Annotated in this window: 20 protein-coding genes; all 20 read left to right on the top strand. The window is 68.0% G+C overall.

Annotated elements, in window-relative coordinates; genetic code table 11:
• Window positions 1–134 precede the first annotated feature (134 nt).
• A complete protein-coding gene (locus VPH46_RS06910) occupies window positions 135–629 on the top strand; it encodes a terminase (protein WP_416609951.1) in 495 nt (164 codons plus the stop codon).
• Window positions 595–2586 carry a phage terminase large subunit family protein gene (locus tag VPH46_RS06905; protein ID WP_416609949.1) on the top strand — a complete coding sequence of 664 codons (1992 nt, stop codon included), beginning with the start codon at window positions 595–597 and terminating at the stop codon, window positions 2584–2586. Before VPH46_RS06910 ends, VPH46_RS06905 begins: the two co-directional genes overlap by 35 nt.
• Before the next feature lie 2 nt (window positions 2587–2588).
• Window positions 2589–2804: a phage head-tail joining protein gene (locus VPH46_RS06900; protein WP_416609947.1), complete on the top strand. Its 216-nt coding sequence runs from the start codon at window positions 2589–2591 to the stop codon at window positions 2802–2804.
• Entirely contained in the window at window positions 2805–4340 is a 1536-nt protein-coding gene (locus tag VPH46_RS06895; protein WP_416609945.1) for a phage portal protein, read from the top strand.
• On the top strand, window positions 4341–6527 hold the full coding sequence (locus VPH46_RS06890; RefSeq protein WP_416609943.1) for a ClpP-like prohead protease/major capsid protein fusion protein: 2187 nt from the start codon (window positions 4341–4343) through the stop codon (window positions 6525–6527). It begins immediately after the preceding gene.
• Between the two features lie 68 nt (window positions 6528–6595).
• The gene (locus tag VPH46_RS06885) at window positions 6596–6898 is read left to right on the top strand and encodes a hypothetical protein (RefSeq protein ID WP_416609941.1); all 303 of its coding nucleotides are present in this window, start codon (window positions 6596–6598) and stop codon (window positions 6896–6898) included.
• A gap of 6 nt (window positions 6899–6904) precedes the next feature.
• Window positions 6905–7246 carry a DUF2190 family protein gene (locus tag VPH46_RS06880; protein ID WP_416609939.1) on the top strand — a complete coding sequence of 114 codons (342 nt, stop codon included), beginning with the start codon at window positions 6905–6907 and terminating at the stop codon, window positions 7244–7246.
• Between the two features lie 2 nt (window positions 7247–7248).
• Window positions 7249–7587: a head-tail joining protein gene (locus VPH46_RS06875; RefSeq protein ID WP_416609937.1), complete on the top strand. Its 339-nt coding sequence runs from the start codon at window positions 7249–7251 to the stop codon at window positions 7585–7587.
• Window positions 7584–8234 carry a DUF6441 family protein gene (locus VPH46_RS06870; RefSeq protein ID WP_416609935.1) on the top strand — a complete coding sequence of 217 codons (651 nt, stop codon included), beginning with the start codon at window positions 7584–7586 and terminating at the stop codon, window positions 8232–8234. The genes VPH46_RS06875 and VPH46_RS06870 overlap by 4 nt, the downstream gene beginning before the upstream one ends.
• A complete protein-coding gene (locus tag VPH46_RS06865; protein WP_416609933.1) occupies window positions 8231–8671 on the top strand; it encodes a hypothetical protein in 441 nt (146 codons plus the stop codon). Before VPH46_RS06870 ends, VPH46_RS06865 begins: the two co-directional genes overlap by 4 nt.
• A gap of 17 nt (window positions 8672–8688) precedes the next feature.
• Window positions 8689–9642 (top strand): phage tail tube protein, encoded by a 954-nt coding sequence (locus VPH46_RS06860; protein ID WP_416609931.1) that lies wholly within the window; start codon window positions 8689–8691, stop codon window positions 9640–9642.
• 23 nt (window positions 9643–9665) lie between these two features.
• Window positions 9666–9953, top strand: coding sequence for a hypothetical protein (locus tag VPH46_RS06855; protein ID WP_416609929.1), 288 nt, complete (start codon window positions 9666–9668; stop codon window positions 9951–9953).
• Entirely contained in the window at window positions 9953–10519 is a 567-nt protein-coding gene (locus tag VPH46_RS06850) for a hypothetical protein (protein ID WP_416609927.1), read from the top strand. The genes VPH46_RS06855 and VPH46_RS06850 overlap by 1 nt, the downstream gene beginning before the upstream one ends.
• A gap of 32 nt (window positions 10520–10551) precedes the next feature.
• Complete coding sequence (locus tag VPH46_RS06845; RefSeq protein ID WP_239436812.1) at window positions 10552–10698, top strand: DUF7697 family protein; 147 nt, start codon at window positions 10552–10554, stop codon at window positions 10696–10698.
• A gap of 9 nt (window positions 10699–10707) precedes the next feature.
• Window positions 10708–13935: a hypothetical protein gene (locus VPH46_RS06840; RefSeq protein WP_416609925.1), complete on the top strand. Its 3228-nt coding sequence runs from the start codon at window positions 10708–10710 to the stop codon at window positions 13933–13935.
• Complete coding sequence (locus tag VPH46_RS06835; protein WP_416609923.1) at window positions 13932–14537, top strand: hypothetical protein; 606 nt, start codon at window positions 13932–13934, stop codon at window positions 14535–14537. Before VPH46_RS06840 ends, VPH46_RS06835 begins: the two co-directional genes overlap by 4 nt.
• Window positions 14534–15178 (top strand): hypothetical protein, encoded by a 645-nt coding sequence (locus VPH46_RS06830; RefSeq protein ID WP_416609921.1) that lies wholly within the window; start codon window positions 14534–14536, stop codon window positions 15176–15178. The genes VPH46_RS06835 and VPH46_RS06830 overlap by 4 nt, the downstream gene beginning before the upstream one ends.
• Window positions 15175–15594 carry a DUF6950 family protein gene (locus VPH46_RS06825; RefSeq protein ID WP_416609919.1) on the top strand — a complete coding sequence of 140 codons (420 nt, stop codon included), beginning with the start codon at window positions 15175–15177 and terminating at the stop codon, window positions 15592–15594. Before VPH46_RS06830 ends, VPH46_RS06825 begins: the two co-directional genes overlap by 4 nt.
• A 9-nt stretch (window positions 15595–15603) precedes the next feature.
• Entirely contained in the window at window positions 15604–17718 is a 2115-nt protein-coding gene (locus tag VPH46_RS06820) for a hypothetical protein (protein WP_416609917.1), read from the top strand.
• 41 nt (window positions 17719–17759) lie between these two features.
• On the top strand, window positions 17760–18227 hold the full coding sequence (locus VPH46_RS06815; RefSeq protein WP_416609915.1) for a hypothetical protein: 468 nt from the start codon (window positions 17760–17762) through the stop codon (window positions 18225–18227).
• The last annotated feature ends 16 nt before the right edge of the window (window positions 18228–18243 follow it).

The following is an 18243-nucleotide window of genomic DNA, read 5'->3' as shown; positions in this document are numbered from 1 at the left end:
TTCCGGCGCCCCAGGGTAATACGGGGGGCAAAGGCGCAGCTTCCGTCTAGCCACGAAAATCGTCTTAGTTCTTCCTCCTAGGGGCCAAAAACGGCGGATTTCTGCGGCTTTTCCGCTCTGGAGCAGGGAAGTAGATGGAAATCGACCTCGAAGAGCCCAGCCGGCCGCAGCTCGCGGCCGTGTTCCAGGTCTCCAGCCGCTGGATCGGCGAGCTTCGGTCCCAGGGTAAGATGCCGGCGGATGGTGCCTCCCTGCTGGAGAACATCGAAGCTTGGGCGACCATCAAATACGGTGGCGCCGCAGCGGATCCGGAAGCGCTCGACAAGGAACAGGAGCAGGCGCGGCTAGCGAAGGAACAGGCCGACGCCAAGGCGATGGACAATGCGGAGCGCCGCCGCGAGCTCGCCTCGCTGCCGGATATGGTCGCCGCCGGCGCGGGCGTGATCGTGATGATCGTCGCCCAGCTCCAGCAGGTCGGCGCCCGCGTCGCCAAGGGTGACACGAAGCTGCGCGCCCGAGTGGATGCCGAGATCAACAACGTCCTCACCGACTTGAGCATGGCCCGGATTGAGGAGGCGCGCGGCGGGGGCTTCGATGACAGCGAGCCCGAAGAAGAAGGGGGCGATTGAGCCCTATCAGGCGCCGGGTCCGCATGGTGCAGCGCTTGCCCGCGCTTGGTTGGCCGCATGCAAGCCGCGCGAGCGGCCGCCGCTGTCCAGGTTCATGGTCGAGCATGCGCGTTCCGACGACGGCGCGCGCATCCGGCCGTTCCCCTTCCAGGCGGACATCGCCGACGCGTTCACCGATCCGGAGACGTCGCAGCTGTCGGTGCGCAAGAGCAGCCGCATTGGCTACTCGACCATCCTGCAGTGCTTCGTCGCTTGGCGCATCAAGTTCGATCCGGCCCGCACGCTGATCTACCAGCCGACGATTGACGACGCGGAGAAGTTCAGTCGCGACGATCTGGACCCGGTGCTGCAGTGGCCTGTCGTCCGCTCGGTGGCGACCTTCAAGCCGCGGCACGCCGACAACCAGATCCGGGCCAAGCGCTACAAGGGCGGCTGGATCCAGATCAAAGGTGCGAACAGCCCGAAGGAATTCCGGCGCGTCACCTCCGACGACGTCTTCCTTGAGGAATGCGACGGCTATCCCTGGGCGTCGAAGGAAGAGGGCGACCCGGCCCGACTGGCGTACAAGCGCAACCTGACGTCGCCCCGTCGGTTCAGCGCGGCTGGCTCGACACCGAAGGTGAAGGGCTTCAGCCGGATCGACGACCTGTTCGAGCTGGGCAGCCAGGAGTTCCGGTACGTCCCTTGCCCACACTGCGGCGAGATGCAGCAGTTGGTGTTCGGTGACGGTACCGGCGCGGGCATCCGGTGGGAGCCGAAGGAGAACCCAACCCGCGCCTGGTACCGGTGCGTCAACGGCTGCGACATCGACGAAGCCGACAAGGCGGCGATGGACGAGGCTGGCGAATGGCGAGCGCACAACCCCGCCGCGTTCCCGCGCCACCGTTCGTTCCACATCTGGGCGGCTTACAGCCAGCATCCCGGCGCCGCGTGGCTGGAGATCGCGCGCGAGTTCATGGAGGTCCGCAAGGATCCGAACCTGCTGCGTACCTTCGTGAACCAGGTGCTGGGCGAGGCATGGGCCGAGCGGGGTGAGGCTCCGGAGTGGCAGCGCCTCTATGATCGCCGGGAGAAGGCGATGCGGCTGGGAACGCCTTCGGCTAAGGCGGGTCTTCTCGTCGGGGCCGCCGACGTCCAACGCGGTGGCGGCGGCCGCATCGATCTCGACATCTGGGCTTTCGGCCAGAACGGCCGGCGCGAGTTCGTCGAGCGCATCGAGGTCTTCGGCTCGATCGCCGACAAGAAGACCTGGAAGAAGCTCGACGTCGAGGTCGCGCGCACGTGGGAGACCGAGGACGGCCGTACGATGCGGCTGGCGCGCGTCGCGATCGATTCCGGCGATGGTGAGAACACCATGGAGGTGTACGCCTGGGCGCGGCGCCACCCCGGCTTCGCCATGGCGGTGAAGGGCCGGCACCAGATCAGTGCGAACCAGCCGATCGGCTCGCCGACCTGGCAGGACGTCACGGTCAACGGCCGCAAGCTGAAGCGCGGTGTCCGGCTCTGGAACATCGGCACTTCCATGCTGAAGCTCGAACTGTTCGGCGACCTGGAGAAGGACAAGCCGGTCGACGGCGAGGAATACCCGGACGGGTATGTCTTCCTGCCGGACGGCACCACCGACGAGTGGATCAAGCAGCTGGTGGCGGAGGAGCTTCGCATCATCCGGCTGCGCAGCGGCGGATTTCGGCGTGAATGGCACAAGAACCGGGACCGAAACGAGGCGCTTGATAACGCCGTTTACGCTCGCGCCGTCGCGTTTTCCCTTGGTGTGGATCGGTGGCGGGAAAGCGACTGGCAGAAGGCCAGGGGCGAGTTCACGAAGCCGGCGCCCCCGCCGGTTCCCGCCCCAAAGCAGGTCCCTGACGATCGCGCTCCCGCGCAGCCCGCTACCCCAGCTGCGGCGAAGATGCCGAAGGCCAGGCGTGCCAATCCGTTCACCAGCCGAGGGAGGTAGGGATGTCGTACCAGCAATCCGACCTGGACCGGCTCAATCAGGCGATCGCGTCCGGCGTTCGCAGCGTCACCTTCGCGGACGGACGCCGGACGGAGTATCAGTCCCTGGACCAGCTGCTCGCCGCGAAGAAGGTGATCGAGAGCGAGCTGCTGATGAAGTCGACCGCGAAGAGCGCGGTCGTTCGTCGTCGCGTGCCGTTCTACCGGAGCGGCCTGTAAATGGCCGAGCGTTCCATTCTGGACCGGCTGCTGCGCCGGCCGGCTGCCGAGCCCGCCCCAGCCGTGGCGAGCGATCGCAAGCGCATCCGTCCCGGTCGCGGCGCGCGTGCGGAGTATGACGGCGCCACGCTTGGTCGGCGCTCGGCGGGCTGGCGGCGCACCCGACTGGACGCCAACGGCGAGCTTACGCCCGCCGTTGCGGCCGCACTGCGCGGGATCGCACGCGACCTGGTGCGCAACAATCCGTTTGCGGCGCGCGGCGCGTCCACGATCGCGAACAACATGGTCGGCACCGGCATCACCTTCCAGGTGTACCGGGACGGCAAGATCGACGACCGGCTGAACAAGCTTGCTCGCCGGCACCTCGACACCACGGCATGTGACGCCAGCGGTCGGCATGACCTCTACGGGCTCCAGCTACAGGCGGCGCGAACGATCGTTGAGAGCGGCGCCGTCGTGATGCGCCGCCGCTGGCGCCGGGCTTCGGACCGGCTGCCGCTGCCGTTCCAGCTGCAGGTGATCGAGCCGGATTACATCGACCCGTCCAAGCACGGGAAGCTGTCGACTGCGCCGGGCGTGCAAGGTGGCTTCCTGATCAACGGCGTGCAGTTCAGCCCGCTGGGCGCGCGCGAGGGGTACTGGCTCTACAACGGCCATCCAGGTGGCGGCCGTGCTGACGCGCTGGGCTCGACCTTCGTGAAGGCTGCGGATGTGGCGCACGTTTTCCGCGCCGATCGCCCGGAAATGGAGCACGGCGCAACATGGTTCGCGCCGGTCATCCTGCGCATGAAGGATTTCGGCGACTTCGAGGACGCGCAGTTGACGCGCCAGAAGCTCGCCAGCGCGTTCGTCGGCGTCGTGACGGGCGAGGATCCGGACGGGGTGATCCCCGGCATCGCGCAGGAGGAGGGCGGTCCGGACGATCGCGAGCCGCTCGACTACATCGAGCCCGGCACGTTCCAGTATGCGCGGCCTGGTGAGGAGGTCACCTTCTCCAGCCCGCCCGGCGTGGACGGCTATTCCGACTATACGAAGGTCTCCCTGCGCGCAGTCAGCGCTGGGCTTGGGGTGCCCTACGAGGCCCTGACCGGTGACCTGTCCAACGTCAACTTCTCGTCCGGCCGCATGGGTTGGCTCGAATACCAGCGGTCGCTGGCCGCTTGGCAGTGGACGATGTTCATCCCTCAGTTCTGCGGAGCCGTGGCGGCCTGGCTGATCGACGCGTTCGCGATGATCGGTGAGGACGTCGAGGGTGTCACCGTCCGGTGGACGCCCCCCGGTCGCGAGATGATCAATCCCGCCGAGGAGGTGAAGGCCAACCGAGACGCGATCCGATCGGGCCAGAAGACGATCTCGCAGTGCGCGCGCGAACGCGGCGAGGATCCCGACACCTTCCTCGCCGAGTGGAAGGCCGACGCTGAGAAGATCGACAAGCTCGGGCTCATTTTCGACTGCGACCCGCGGCACGTGACCGCCGTCGGCAACCCCGCGGAGCAAGAATCCTCCGCCCAGCCCGCGCAACCCCAGGGGGCCTGAATGACTGAAATCCTGATCTACGGGATCGTCGGCGACAGCTGGGACGGTCTCGACGCCAACACGCTTGTCCCGCTGATCTCGGACGGCGACGACGACCTGAGCGTCCGCATCAACAGCCCTGGCGGCTACGTCATGGAGGGGCTGGCGATCTTCAACGCCGTCGTCCGTGAGAAGAAGAAGGGCCGCAAGGTCACCTGCCATATCGACGGCCTCGCGGCCTCGATGGCGTCGATCATCGCCATGGCCGGCGAGGAAATCATCATGGCCGACAATGCCCTGATGATGATCCACAACCCGTGGGATTGCGCCTGTGGTGATGCGGCAGAGCTGCGCCGCGCGGCCGACAAGCTCGACCGCCTCCGGGACCAGCTGGTCGGCATTTACGCCGGCCGCACCGGCATGTCGGCCGAGGACCTGATCCCGCTGCTCGACGCCGAGACCTGGTTCACGGCCGAGCAGGCGCTCGAACAGAACTTCATCACGTCGATCAGCGCCGCCCTCGAGGTGCAGGCCGCGGTCAACGTCAAAGCATTCGGGTTCAAGCATGCACCCGATAGCCCGCTGATCACTGCAAAGGCGATGGCGCGCGCCCCGCGGACGGCAGCCGCCGCTCCCTCACGTCCACAGGAGAATATGATGGACCTCTACAAGACCCGCGCGGCGCTGGTTGCCGCGATCGCCAAGTTCCAGAAGGACGGCGGCACGCAGGACGAGATCGACAAGATCGTGAAGTCCGCCGTGGTGCTCGACGCCCAGGACGCGCTACCCGCCACTGGCGCGCTCGCTCTCGCCCCGGCCGGCAATCCGGCGCCCCAGGTCGACACCTCGGCTGTGGCGCTCACTGCGGCCGATTTGCAGAATGCCGTGACGGCCGAGCGCACCCGGGTCGGGACGATCCGAGCACTCGGCGCCAAGCACAACCTGCCTGCCGACTTCATCGACGGTCTCGTGAACGACGGCACGGCACTCGCCACCGCGCGCGAGAAGATCCTCGACAAGCTGGCAGAGGAAGGGGACGCCGCGAACGTGGGGCACAACAGCCCGGCGCGCGTGACGGTCGACCAGCGCGAGAAGTTTCGCGAGGGCGCCACCAACTGGCTGCTCGTGAAGGCGGGCGTCGCCCACCTCGTCGAGAAGGCGTCGGCGCTGAACGGCAAGCCGATCAAGATCGATCCGGGCGAGTTCCGCGGCGTGCGCAACGTCGACCTCGCGCGTGAATCGCTGGGCAATCTGGGCGTGAACGTCACGACCCGCGACCCGGACCAGATCGTGCGCCAGGCGATGACCTCGCAGGGCGCGGTAATCACGCAGACGACCAGCGACTTTCCTGTCCTGTTCGAGAATGCCGTGCACCGGACGCTGCAGGCGGCATATGCCACCACGCCGGACACCTGGTCGCGTTTCTGCGGCACCGGCACGGTGACGGACTTCCGTCCGCACAGCCGCTATCTGCGCGGCTCGTTCGGCGCGCTCGACAACGTGAACGAGGCGGGCGAGTTCAAGAACAAGCCGATCCCCGACCTGGCGAAGGAGGCCATTCAGGCGTCCACCAAGGGCAACATCATCAACCTGTCGCGTCAGGCGATCGTCAACGACGACATGGAGGTGTTCTCCGGTCTCGCCGTCGACCTCGGCCGGGCCGCCAAGCTGACGATCGAGATCGACGTCTTCGCCCTGCTCAACAGCAACCCGATCATGAACGACGGGAAGCCGCTGTTCCACGCCGACCACGGCAACCTTGCGGCCGCCGGCGCCGCGCCCTCCGTCGCCGCGTTCGACGCGATCCGGGTGGCAATGGCGCAGCAGAAGGACGTCAGCGGGAACGAGTTCCTCGACATCCGTCCGTCCATCCTGCTGCTCGCCCTCGCGCTGGGTGGCGCTGCCCGCGTGATCAACGGCAGCCAGTACGATCCGGACGCCGTGAACAAGCTGCAGCGGCCGAACATCGTCAACGGCATGTTCGAGGACATCGTCGACAGCCCGCGCCTGTCGGGCACCGCCTATTACGCCTTCGCGGATCCGAACGTCGCGCCGGCGATCGAGGTGGTTTTCCTCAACGGCGTGACGGAGCCGTTCACCGACAGCCAGGACGGCTGGCGCGTCGACGGCGTCGAGTGGAAGGTCCGTCACGATTACGGCGTCGGCGCCGTGAACTGGCGCTCCGCCTACAAGCAGCCCGGCGCCTGAGGCCCGCGCACCCGTGAACCTGCGGCAGGGCCGGCTGCGGCCGCCCTGACCGCTTCAGGAGAACAGCCATGAAGTTCGTGAAGCTGCTGACCGCAGCGCACGTCGCGGGCGTGCTGCGGCACCCCCACGAGGGTGTGCTGCATGTCGAGGATGGAGAGGCCGAGCGCCTGCTCCACGACCAGGTCGCCGAGGACGTGACCGACGACTTCACTGCCAAGGAGAACCGGGAAGCTCCGGTCGAGACTGGCAGCGAGCCGGACGGCTCGGACGCCGAACCGCCCGCCAACCCTCACCAGGCCGAGGTCGAGACCGACGCGCCGGCCTCCACCGAAAAGCCCGCACGGCGCAAGCCGGCCGGGGACAAGGAGTAAGCCGAGATGGCACGCAACTTCATCCAGCCCGGTGAGACCATCACCATGACCGCCCCCTATGACGTCGTCAGCGGCGCGGGGATTCTGGTCGGCGTGACCTTCGCGGTCGCGCTCGCCACCGTCGCAGCCGGCAAGCCCGTGGAGGCGCGCCGTGTCGGCGTGTTCGACATGACCAAGGCTCCCGGCGAAGCCTGGGTGGCAGACACCACCAAGCTGTACTGGGACAACACCGCCAAGCGCGTGACCGCCACGGGCACCGGCAACACGCTGATCGGCGTGGCTCGCCAGTCGCAGGCCTCCGCCGACACCGTCGGCCGCGTGCTGCTCACCGGTCAGATCGCCGCCTGACCATGGATCCGTTCGCCTCGGCGCTCGACGCCCTGTTCCACGGGCCGGGCTCCGAGGCGGCGGATTTCGTGTCGGAGATCGGCGTGCAGGAGGGTGTGCGGATCATCCGCTCCCGACCGACCGGAGACGCCACCTTTGGCGACAGCCGCATCCGCCAGGACACGACCACGATCGACGTGCGCCGCTCCGAAGTGCCGGAGCCGGCCCCCGGTGACCGCTTCCTGATCCGCGAGATCGACCCGGCAACTCAGGCCGAGGTCGAGACCGTCTGCATCATCGCCGGAGATCCGGCGCTCGATGTCGAGGGCATGACCTGGACCTGCTCGGCGCCGCCGGCATGAAGGTCGAGATCGGCATCCCCGACTTCGCCAAGGTGATGCGGGAGGCCGAGGGCGGCGTCGCGCGCGCCGCGACCGTCGCGATGCGCGCCACCACCGGCGATGCGCTGCGCGAGCTGCGCGGGCAGGTCACGTCGGCCGGGCTCGGCCAGCGCCTGGCGAACACCTGGCGCGGCAACGTCTACCCGAAGTCGCGCAACGGCATGAACCCGGCCGGCTCCATCTACAGCCGCGCGCCGGACATCATCGAGAGTTTCGTGCGAGGCGCGACGATAGTGCCGGTGAACGGCACCCGCTTTCTCGCCATCCCGACCGACAATGTGCCCCGGGCGCTCGGCCGGCGCGGATCCTCGCGGCGCATGACGCCGGCGCAGGTCGAGCACACGTTCAACCAGGACCTGTTCTACCAGCGCGGCAAGAACGGCCGGGTCCTCGCCTTCATCAACGCGGTTGGCGCGCGGCGCGGCCGTGGCATCCGCCAGGGTACGAAGCGCCGGCTGGCCCAGGGTCGGGCGCTCAAGCGCGTGCTGATGTTCACGCTCGTGCCGGCGGCGCGCATGCCCAAGCTACTCGACCTTGAAGGTCCGGCCGCCCGCTGGAGCGCCGCCTACATCGACGCCTTCACGCGCGGGCTGGAGAAAGACTGGTGAGCAAGCGCCTTGACGTCCTCGCCGCGGTGAAGGCGCTGGTGCAGTCCGCCCTGCCGCACGTGAAGGTCATCGGCCTTGATGGCGAGGATGCGGCGCCGATGCGCGTACCCCCGACGGGAATGGTGGTTGTCCGAAGCGGCGACCCTGGCGAGCCAGAGGTCGACCTCTGTCCGCCCGTCTACCACTACACGCACCGCATTCCGATCGAAGTCAGCGCCTACGAGACGACGGCCGAAAGCGGCGAAGAGATCGTCGACCGGATGATGGGTCTGATCGGTGGCGCGGTCGAAGCGGACCGCACCCTCGGCGGCCTTTGCGACTGGCTGGAGCCCACCGGCCCGAACACCGACGACATCTACACCGAGGCCGCGACCCCGGCTCGCGGCGGCGATTTCGACCTGGTCGCCTCCTACTCGACCACTTCCCCTCTCAACTGAGCCCGAAGGAACCCACCATGGCCGTTCAGCCTATCCGTCGGCGCGCGCTCGGCATCAATGCCGTGCAGGCGGCCGTGTTCGAGACGTCCTATGGGCAGACGCCTACGACGGGCTTCAAGCGCCTGCCGTTCGTCAGCAATGCGCTCGGCGAAGAGCGCCCGCTGATCGAGGACGATCAGCTCGGTTTCGGACGTGAAGGCCTGGACCCGGAATACGACGTCGCGACCAACGACGGCGACGTCGTGGTGCCGATGGACACCCGCGCGTTCGGCTGGTGGCTCAAGCTGCTGCTCGGCGATCCGATTTCGGCCACCGCTGATGGTGTCACCACGCACACCTTCACCTCCGGCAAGGACCTGCTGCCGTCCGCCTCGATCGAGCTCGGCAACCCGGAGATCCCCAGCTTCTCGGTCAACTTCGGCGCGCTCGCCAATCAGCTGCGCGTATCCATGGCGCGTTCCGGCATGCTGAACGCCACCATGGGCATCATCGCCCAGGGCGAGACCCGCAAGCAGGCGCTGAGCGTCGCCGGCACGCCGGTCATGTTCCACGGTGACCGCTTCCAGCAGGCGACCGGCTCTATAAAGCGCGGCGGCGTCGAACTGGGCTCGGTCACCGGCGCCAGCTTCACCTTCTCGAACAACTACGAGAAGGTGGAGGCCATTCGCGAGGACGGCCGCATCGACGGTGCGGATCCGCTCAAGGCCATGATGACGGGCGAGCTGACGATGCGCTTCGACCGGCTCGACCTCTATGACGCGGCCGTCGACGGCACGCCGATCGACCTGTCGTTCGGCTGGAAGCGCGGCGACTTCAGTCTGATCTTCACCGTCCCGCGCGTGTTCCTGCCGCGCGTGAAGACGCCGATCAGCGGCCCGGGCGGTATCCAAGCGACGTCGAACTGGCAGGCGTCCGGCGCGGGCGGGCACACGCTCACGGCCGTGCTGACGAACGACGTCGCCAGCTACTGATCCCCCTCGAGCGGAGAATGCCCGTGAAGAAGGAAGACACGGCCGCGACCGCGGCAAATGAAACGCCCGCGCCTGCTCCGAAGCCGGTGCCGACCCAGGCGAAGGTCGGCGTGACGCCCGACTTCGCGAAGCTGCGGGTCGTCGATGCCGACACCGGTCGCGCGATCGCACATGTGCTGGAGGCGGACGTCGAGAAGGGCACCGTCCGGCGCTATGCCGTCGAGCACGGCAACTTCGTGCGCGAGGGCAGCGACCTCAAAGTGATCGACGAGGAGCGGAAGATCCGCCTCGAGTGGGTCGAGGGCGCCTGATGCTCGTCGTCAGCAAGAAGGCCGAAGGCCCCGCCTGGCTGCCCGTGATGGGTGCCCAGGTGCTGTTCGACCCGATCGACCGCAAGATGATGCGTGCAGCGCGCCGGGCCGCGGTGAAGGCTCTCCGCGGCGAAGATGCTGCGGAGGCGGACGAGGCTGGCGATGCGCCGGCCAGCGAGCAGCTGGAGGAGTTGGGGGATGCCCTGAGCGTCGCCCTGATCCTCGCCGGAGCGCTCGACTGGAAAGACGTTTGCCGGATGGCCGACGGCGAGGACACCAGCGCCGGTGAACCGCTCCCGTTCAGCCGGGAGAACCTGGAGCACGCGCTCTCCGACCCGCTGATCTTCGACGCGTTCGATCAGGCCTACGTCATGCCGTTCGTGATGCGGGAGCGGACAAAAAACGTCTCCGCCGCCTCTCAGAGTGGCACTGGGGAGGCGGCGACGCCGGAGAGCGGTACTGCCAGCTCACCTGCCAAGCCGGAGAAGGCGGCCGGTGCAAAGCCTGTCCGTACCGGGTCGAAGAGCCCGACACCGCGGAAGCGGAAGGCGTCTGGGAAGTCCTGACGTCCTGTGACCGGCAGCTGCGGGTAGCGGGCATGACGGGCAAGCCGTTCGCCCTGGATTACGCGGCGGTGATGGCCGTCGGCGCCGCGCTGGATGCCGACATGGAGATGCTGGCGGACGTGCTGCCGGCAGCGGAAGCGGCGATCGTCGCGCAGTTCGCCGGCGACGGCGAGGATTGAGGAGGGCCTATGCAGAAGTCCGTCTCGATCCGCATGGGCACGACCGGCAAGGCCGATGTCACCCGCGACTTCACCGAAATGGGCGCCTCTGGCGAGGCGTCCGCGAACCGCTGGAGCAAGGCGTACCAGCGTGCCGGCGAGGACGTAGAAGCCGCCTTGCAGCGCCAGGCGAACGCGGCGGCGAAGATCGCGGCTATCACGCCGCAGTCGCCCGTGCAGATGCGCATCGCGGACGCCAACGGCACCGGCTTCGGTCAGTGGGAGGGTTCCGCCCGCCAGTCCGCCGCAGCGTTCAAGGATCTGATTGCTGCCGAAGAGCAGCTTGATGCCCGCACCCGTGCCCTCGTGAGCGCCATCGATCCGGCATTTGCCGCGCAGCAGCGGTACAATGCCGAGATGCGTGAAGCGGTCGGCCTCTATGATGCCGGCCGTATCAGCCTGGACCAGTTCCTAGCTGCCGAGCAGCAGGCCGCGGCGGTGCTCGACAAGGTGGCCGGCATCACCCGCACCACCGCGCAGGAGACTGCCGATCTGACCGCCATGCAGGCGCGCGTGGAAGCGGCGGCAGGCACTGGCTTTGGTCAGTGGGAAGGCTCCGCCAAGCGGTCTGCGCTGGCGATGGGGGAGCTGCTCGACGCCGAAGAGCGGCTGGAAGCCCGTACCCGCGCGTTGATCGCCGCCATCGACCCCGCTGCGGCAGCCCAGATGCGCTTCGACGCGGAGATGGCGAATGCGCGGGAGATGATCAGCCGCGGGGCGATCTCACTCGACCAGTATGTCGCCAAGCTCCGGCTGGAGCAGGATGCGCTCGACGACGCGACGGCTGCGCACATGCGCGCGAACGTGTCGACCGGACAACTTCGGTCCGGAAGCCAGCAGCTTGCCTACCAGATCGGAGACGTCACGCAGCAGTGGGCACTCGGCACGCCTGCCATGATCATTTTCGCCCAGCAGGGTGGGCAGGTGGTGCAGGCGCTCGACCTCATGACGGGCGGCGCGAACCGCTTCATCTCGTTCATGGCCGGCACCTGGGGCGCTGTCTTGCTCGGTGGGGTGATGATCATCGGGCAGCTGATCAGCCGATCGAACGACGCCAGCACCGCGGCAGATGAGCTGGCGAAGCACCAGCAGAGCCTGTCGGGGATCATCGACAAGACGACTGGCCGCATCAAGGAACAGAACCAAGCGCTGCTGCAGAACGCGATCCTGGCGGCGCGTAAGGATGTGAACGACACGCGCACCGCGTACGTCGACGCGCGCAACAGCTTCGTGAACACTGCCGTGCCTATTCCCGGCCTCGCACAGCTGCAGCAGCAGTTTGCGCGCGGCGAAAAGACTGCGTCGCAGGTATCGGCTGAGCTGGCCAACCTGACCCGGGAATTCAAGTACGGGACGACCGGTTATAAGCAGGTCGAATACCTCCAGGGTCTCCTGAAGGGGGTCGTGGACGCCGCGCGTACGGGCGTGAGCGCGCAGGCACAGTCCCGCCTTCTGAATGGCGGCGGTCGACCCGGCGATGCAGCGATCGCGTTCGGCGACTTCAGCGGCGGCCGCAACGATCCCGCGAACACGACGATCCTGGACGCGCAGGCCCGTCTCCAGGCCGGCAACCTGACGCGCCTCCAGGAGGCGCAGGAAAAGCTGACGATCGCGCGGGAGCAGGCGAAGGAGCAGCTCGACAAGGGGCAGATCACCGAGGCGCAGTACACGTCCCGGCTGGCGCCGCTCGAGGCGGCGGTGAATGCCGCTCGCGAAAAGACGGACCGGCACGGCCAGTCGCTCGCTCGCCAGGCAGCAGCGATGGACGTGAACGCGCAGGCGTCGCTGAACCTCGCGAAAGCCTATCTGGTCGGCGGCGACGCCGCGCTGAGGGCTGAAGCGGCGCGCAAGGGCCTAACGGACGCGACGCGCCGCGGGATCGACACCGATGCCCAGGTGGAGCGCCAGCTGCAGGTGATGGTCGGCGAGCAGGTGGCGAACGGCGCAAAGTCGGTTGCCCAGTTGCGTGATGAGACGGCGGCACGTGCGGCTGTGCGTGCGCAGGTGCTTGCCGGCACGCTCTCTGCCGATGACATGGCGCGCGCGCTGTCGGACGAGGCGGCGCTTCGCCCGCTGCTGAAGCTGCAGACGGTTGCGCAGGGCGAGGCGCTGACGCAGCTGACGGCCGTGATCGAGGCCTATCGCAAGGCACTGGCGGACGCTCACGAGGAAGAGGCGAACAGCGGCGCGGTCCGCGCGACGGACGCCGCCAAGGCGCGGTTCGCAGAAACGATCGCCAGCATCTACGATCCGTCGAAGGATCCGCTCAGCCGCGCTATGGATGCCGCGCGCCGTGCCGCCGAGAGCGAAGCGGACAGCCAGAACTACACCGGCGACAGCCGCAAGCAGTTCGTGGACGCGCGGGTCGACGAGGCGTGGGCGGGCGAGGCGAAGCGTCGGGCCGAATATTACGCCAGCACCGTGGAGGATCAGCGCGATTCGATGCAGCTGGCCCAGCTCGAGCTGGCGCTGTCCGCCGCCAATGACAACGAGCGCGGCCGTCAGTTGGAGAAGCTGCGGACGATCCTTGACCTGAAGCGGCAGGGCGTCGACGCGGACAGCGCCGAGGGGCGCGAGATCCTCGCCAACCAGGAGCGGCTGGACGGGCTCCACACCCAGGCGAAGATCGCGGCCGCCGGCTTCCAGGAGCTGCGCGACTTCGGCAACGACTTCGTGGACACGGTGCTGTCCGAGGACACCTGGTCCAGCTGGGGCAACGCCGGGCGGACCATGCTGAACATGCTCAAGGGCGAGTTCATCAAGCTGGCGCTGCTCAACCCCCTCAAGAACCTGCTGAACGGCGATAAGGCGCTGCCGACCCTGAGCGGCCTTGTCGGCAAGGTCGGCAGTCTGCTCGGCGGTAAGCCGGGGAATAACGCCGCAGGCACCGAATGGTGGTCGGGCGGGGCGACGTACCTTGCGGAGAACGGCCCGGAGCTGGTGTCCCTTCCGCAGGGCTCGCGGGTCACCTCCGCTGGCGAGACGCGCCGCCTGTTTGCCGCCAACGATGCGGGCCAGCGTGCGGGCGGCCTCACCGTCATCGTCAATGCGCAGGACGCCGTGCTGGCGGAGACTGTGCGCGGATGGGTCGCGGAGGGGGTGGGTCTTGCGGCGACGCAGGGTGCCTCGGGCGGCGCAGCGATGGCAGAGGCGAATGATATGGAAGCGTCGTTGCGGCGGCTCGGGCGGTACCGGTGAGCGCGATCGAGATCCCGCACCTTCGCATCAAGTCGTTTGCGCTCCGCCCACGGCTGTTCAGCGGTGAGCAGGAGGGGGCCCTGGGCGGTCCCGACCTGCCGATCCCGCGGCCGGGAGATCGCTTCGCGGTCGACGTGGCGACGACGCAGTTCCGGAACGAAGGCGAGGGCCGGCGGATGGTCGCCGCGCTGTTCGAGGCCAGCAACAGCAGCGCGATCATGCGCATCGTGCAGCCGAACAAGAAGCGGCTGATCGTCGGCAAGACCGTCGTGGTCGACGGCACCGATCAAGGCGGCATGACGCTGTCGCTGCGCGGCCTGGTGCCCGGCGCGGCGCTGACGCGGGGCAACTTCTTCAGCATCGTCCACGGCGGTCAGCGCTACGTCCACATGATCGCCGGCACGGGCTCCGCGATCGCGGACGATGCTGGGCGGATCGCGCTGCCGATCTGGCCGATGCTGCGGTTCCTGACGATCGACGGGGAGCCGGCGGAGTTCGACGCGCCGATGATCGAGGGCAAGCTGCTCGGCTTCGATAAGGGCGCCAGCTTTGTGCGGGCGAAGACCGAGCCGCTGTCCTTCAGCATTCAGGAGCGGGCATGACCTTTCGCCTGACCCCTGCAATGTCGGCGGCGCTGCGCACCGGCCGCTACCCGTTTGCGCCGCTCGTGCGGGTTGCGCTGCCCAGCTACACCCTGTGCCATCTGGTCGGATCGGCAGAAGTCCGGTTCAAAGGCGAGAAGTTCGTTGGGCGCGACCCAAGCTTTGGCATCCTCGCCGCCGCCAGCAACCTGAAGGACGGCGTCAGCGACGAGGCGCCGGACTGGTCGCTGACTTTCGTCCCACCAATCTATGCGGTCGCCTCCGAACTCGCCGATGCGACGGCGCAGGGTGGCGAGGTGGGCGGCTGGCTCGGGCTGATCGACCCCGCGACCGGGCAATTGCTGCCCGAGCCGATCAAGCTGTTCGCGGGCGAGCTCGACGTGCCGCGGATCCGCGTCGGCAGAGGCGCTATCTCGCTGGAGTGGCGCTGCGTGTCCGCACTGGAGCCGTTCCACGATGAGGAGAAGGGCGCTCGCCTTTCCGACAGCTGGCACCAGCTGGTGTGGCCCGGGGAGACCGGCTGCGCGAACATGACCGGCATCGACAAGACGTCGAACTGGGGCGTGGAGAAGCCGCCGTCAGCAGTGCGGTCGACCGGCGGAAGCCTCAACCCTTCCTTCCTGGGGAACATCGGCCTGTGAGCGAGCTTCTCCGCCGCCAGCATGCCGCCCAGGCGGCCGTCGACCGGTTCAAGGGCCAGCCGCTCGCCTATGGCAAGAACGACTGCGCACGGCTGGCGGCATTCGTCCTGCGCAAGATGGGGCACCGGCCGCAGCTGGCGAAGGCGGGCAGCTATAGCACCGCCCTTGGCGCTACCCGCGCGCTGCAGCGGTCCGGCTTCGAGGACCTCGCCGCAGCGATCGACGCGATGGGGCTGCCCCGCATCGCGCCTGCGGCCGCCTGGGTGGCGGACCTGGTGCTCCTGCCGGCGGAAGGGCCGTTCGGCGGCGCGCTGAGCGTCGCGGTCGGGAACGGCCGTGTGCTCGGCTATCACGAAGACGTGGACGGCGCGGACATCCTACAGCCGGTCCAGTATCTCGCCGCCTGGCGGCTCTGAGAGGCAACGATGGCGAAGGCTCTGCGCACCGCGGCGTTCGTGGTGGGTGCGGTGGCGCTGGCGGCGACCGGCGTCGGCGCGGCCGTGTCCCTGGGCGCAATCGCGGCCAGCGCCACCACCGCGACCGTTGCCACTGTCGCCACGGTTGCGCAGGTCAGTGCTGCGGCCCTGTCGATCGCATCCGCCGCCGCCACGCCGAAGGGTTCCCTCGGCGGCAACCCGACCCAGTTCACGATCGACAAGGAATCTGGCCTGCCCTACGCGATGGGGCGGACCTTCTCAGCCGGGAAAGTCGTCCACCGGCAGTATTACGGGCGGAAGAACAGCCTGGAGAGCTGGGTCGCCGTCCACAGCATCGGGCCGATCAAGAGCCTGGGCCCGCTGCAGGTCGAGAAGAAGGCCGTCACCTTCTCCAACGGTGAAGCACAGGGCACGTATTCCGGGTACATGTGGCTGGACGAGCAGCTCGGCGCCTGCCCGGAGGCGCGGGCGCTGCGTGGGCCGGAGGGCGACTTTCCCGGCTGGAACGCGGCGTCGAAGCTTTCCGGGCTCGCAGCCGACCTGTGGACGCTGAAGTTCGACAGCAAGGGCAAGAAGTACCCGAACGGCGTACCCGAACGCGGACGGATACTGGAAGGCGTGTTCGTCTACGATCCGCGCCTCGACAGCACTTATCCGGGCGGCTCTGGCCCATGCAGGCTGGGGCAGGAGGAGACCTACGTCTATAGTGAGAGCCCCCCGCTGCAGGCGATCACCTGGGCATATGGCCGGATCCAGAATGGCGTCCTGATCGCCGGCGGTGGCATGAAGATCTACGGCATCGATCTCGCGCCCTTCGTAGAATGGGCGAACGTCTGCGACGCCAACAACTGGAAGGTGGGCGGCATCGTCTACACCAGCGCCGACAACGGCTGGGACATCCTGAAGATGATCTGTCAGGCAGGAGGCGGCGAGCCGATGCCCGTAGCCGGGCAGCTGTCCGCCACCTTCAACGCGCCGCGTGTGTCGATCGGCCGGATCACCAGCGCCGACATTATCGGCGATGTCGACGTGCCGGGCACCGCGTCCCGCCGCGCTCGCCGCAATACCGTCATCTCCTGGGTACGGCTGGAGAGCCACGGGTGGGAAATGGTGCCGCTGAACGCAATCGCGATCCCCGACTATGTCGCGGTCGACGGCGGCAGCCGGTCGAAAGAGTTCAAGTTCCCGCTGGTTCAGCAAGTCGATCAGGGTGCGCAGCTGGGCCTCTACGAGATCCTGAACCTCCGCGAGCTGGATGGCATTCTTCTTCCCTGCAAGGCGACGATGATCGGGTATCGGCCGGGCGACTGCTTGACGGTCGACATTCCGGAAGCGGCGGTGATCGAGCGCGACGTCGTGCTGCGGCTGCGCGAGATCGACATGGGCACCGTCGGCGTGACCTTCACCTGCCGGTCGGAGACGGCGTCCAAGCACAGCTTCGCGCTGGGGCAGAGTGGCACTGCGCCGCCGACGCCGGATCTGTCGGTGCCGGAGGTCGACCTCTCGGCACCAGCCGCGGGGGACTGGACTGCAACCGGCACGGTGTTGAGCGCCAACGGCGTGTCGGTGCCGGCGCTGATCGTCACCGGCTCGGCCGACGAGCGCCCGATGGCTGGCGTGCTGTTCGAATACCGGCCCTATGTGGCCGGGGCGGATCCGGAGGCGAACTGGAGCGGCGGCGGTCTCGATGGGCCGGCAATCGTCCGCAAGGAGATCACCAGCGTCACCTCCGGCACCCAGTACGAGGTGGCGGTGCGGTACATGGTCGGTGGCGCGTACAGCGACCGGCTGGTGCTGGGGCCGGTGACCGCGGGCGTGTTCGCGATCGAGGATCCGCTCACGGCGCCGGCCAATCCAACCGCCAAGCAGAGCGCGCCTCTCAAGGTGGCCCTATCGTGGCAGAATCCGAAAGCGGAGGTGTTCGACTATGCCACGATCATCGCCGACGGCGTCGAGAGAGCAGATCAGATCGTCGGCGGCCTCGGGGCGATCATGACCGCGACCTTGGACGCAGCCATAGGCACGCACAGCTATGCGGTCCGCGCTTACGGCGAGGACGGCTCGACGGCCACCAGCGCCACGGTTCAGGTGACCGTCTCGTGAGGGTACTGGGCGGAGCCGCCGGCACACGCAAGGACGGGCGATTGGATCCGGCGGTACCCGCCGATGGCAACAACGGTGTCAACGGCTGGACGCCGGTGCTCGCGCCGGAGGCTGATGGCACCCGCACGCTCCTTAAGGTCATGGACTGGCTGAGCGGCGGCGGGACCAAGCCGCAGACGGGCATGTACCTGTCCTCGGGCGGGTACGTCACGGACAAGGCGCTGGCGTTCAACTTCAACGCCGCCAAGCGCGTCGTGGCCCGGTCCGCTGCGACCAACAGCAGCGGCGTGGCGACGATCACTTTCGGGGTGACGCCGCCGTACGCCGCGCCGCCGGCCGTGGTGCCGCTTCCTGCCACCACCAACGTGCTGTCGGGCCCGACCATGACCCGGATCACCAACATCACTGCCACCGGCTGCACCGCGACGGTGAGCCAGCAGGCAATCCTGACCGGTGTGGTGTCCGCCCTCTCGGGCGCCACCGCCAACGTGCTGGTGATCGAAGCCTAAGCCCAAGAGGGGAACG

This window comes from Sphingomonas sp. MJ1 (PH-R8), assembly GCF_048058635.1.
GTDB lineage: Bacteria > Pseudomonadota > Alphaproteobacteria > Sphingomonadales > Sphingomonadaceae > Sphingomonas.
This window is presented reverse-complemented; position numbering and strand designations above follow the sequence as displayed.

Excerpts from the sequence above, each read along its gene's own strand:
- VPH46_RS06910 (WP_416609951.1), top strand. The coding sequence starts at position 135 with ATGGAAATCGACCTCGAAGAGCCCAGCCGGCCGCAGCTCGCGGCCGTG.
- VPH46_RS06905 (WP_416609949.1), top strand. The coding sequence starts at position 595 with ATGACAGCGAGCCCGAAGAAGAAGGGGGCGATTGAGCCCTATCAGGCG.
- VPH46_RS06900 (WP_416609947.1), top strand. The coding sequence starts at position 2,589 with ATGTCGTACCAGCAATCCGACCTGGACCGGCTCAATCAGGCGATCGCG.
- VPH46_RS06895 (WP_416609945.1), top strand. The coding sequence starts at position 2,805 with ATGGCCGAGCGTTCCATTCTGGACCGGCTGCTGCGCCGGCCGGCTGCC.
- VPH46_RS06890 (WP_416609943.1), top strand. The coding sequence starts at position 4,341 with ATGACTGAAATCCTGATCTACGGGATCGTCGGCGACAGCTGGGACGGT.
- VPH46_RS06885 (WP_416609941.1), top strand. The coding sequence starts at position 6,596 with ATGAAGTTCGTGAAGCTGCTGACCGCAGCGCACGTCGCGGGCGTGCTG.
- VPH46_RS06880 (WP_416609939.1), top strand. The coding sequence starts at position 6,905 with ATGGCACGCAACTTCATCCAGCCCGGTGAGACCATCACCATGACCGCC.
- VPH46_RS06875 (WP_416609937.1), top strand. The coding sequence starts at position 7,249 with ATGGATCCGTTCGCCTCGGCGCTCGACGCCCTGTTCCACGGGCCGGGC.
- VPH46_RS06870 (WP_416609935.1), top strand. The coding sequence starts at position 7,584 with ATGAAGGTCGAGATCGGCATCCCCGACTTCGCCAAGGTGATGCGGGAG.
- VPH46_RS06860 (WP_416609931.1), top strand. The coding sequence starts at position 8,689 with ATGGCCGTTCAGCCTATCCGTCGGCGCGCGCTCGGCATCAATGCCGTG.
- VPH46_RS06850 (WP_416609927.1), top strand. The coding sequence starts at position 9,953 with ATGCTCGTCGTCAGCAAGAAGGCCGAAGGCCCCGCCTGGCTGCCCGTG.
- VPH46_RS06845 (WP_239436812.1), top strand. The coding sequence starts at position 10,552 with ATGACGGGCAAGCCGTTCGCCCTGGATTACGCGGCGGTGATGGCCGTC.
- VPH46_RS06840 (WP_416609925.1), top strand. The coding sequence starts at position 10,708 with ATGCAGAAGTCCGTCTCGATCCGCATGGGCACGACCGGCAAGGCCGAT.
- VPH46_RS06830 (WP_416609921.1), top strand. The coding sequence starts at position 14,534 with ATGACCTTTCGCCTGACCCCTGCAATGTCGGCGGCGCTGCGCACCGGC.
- VPH46_RS06820 (WP_416609917.1), top strand. The coding sequence starts at position 15,604 with ATGGCGAAGGCTCTGCGCACCGCGGCGTTCGTGGTGGGTGCGGTGGCG.